This is a genomic window from Treponema sp. OMZ 805, assembly GCF_050937395.1.
GTDB lineage: Bacteria > Spirochaetota > Spirochaetia > Treponematales > Treponemataceae > Treponema.
The window spans coordinates 1-591 of sequence record NZ_JACCLP010000051.1; the positions used below are offsets into that span (position 1 = coordinate 1).

1 protein-coding gene is annotated in these 591 nt (G+C 43.5%); it reads left to right on the plus strand.

The window, feature by feature from the left end:
• The first annotated feature begins 119 nt into the window (after positions 1-119).
• Positions 120-440 carry a hypothetical protein gene (locus HGH47_RS12235; protein ID WP_432912752.1) on the plus strand — a complete coding sequence of 107 codons (321 nt, stop codon included), beginning with the start codon at positions 120-122 and terminating at the stop codon, positions 438-440.
• Positions 441-591: the final 151 nt, after the last annotated feature.

A 591-nucleotide genomic window follows, 5' to 3' on the forward strand; every position in this document is an offset into this window, starting at 1 on the left:
ACACCCCGCGCATCAATGACGTTGCCGACATTATCGGCTATTGTACATTGCTACTTATCAGCGTCGGTGCAAAACCGGAAGACATTCAAAAGTTAATGGATTAAAAGGGGGAGGTCAATATGCTCTGTTTCCCGCTTAAAAAAGAATGGTTTGAAAAAATAAAGAAAGGCGAAAAGGCCATCGAATACCGAGAAACAACAAAATACTGGCAAAGAAGATTAATGAATGCCGAATATAGCAGTGGCTGTGTTACTTGGGGCTCCACTCAAAAATGCTATAGATTCGAAAGCTATACGGCACCGTGTTGTTTTCGTTTAGGCTACACAGGAGAAATCCTACAGGCGTGGATCACAAAAATTGAAGTTGTAGATGGTAACGATACGGATTTGCATGTTGCTAAACCCGTTTACGCCATACATTTTAAGTTAATAGAGGAATAACACAATCATATAAAAACCTTTCAGTAGCCGAGAAAGGTAAGTTGGAGACGGTGGCTCCGTAAATCGTTTGAGGGATTCGTAAACCTACGCTACGCCGCAGGCGACCCGGCCGGGGACAATACCGGCAGCGGCATTTTTTGAAAAAGTGGCG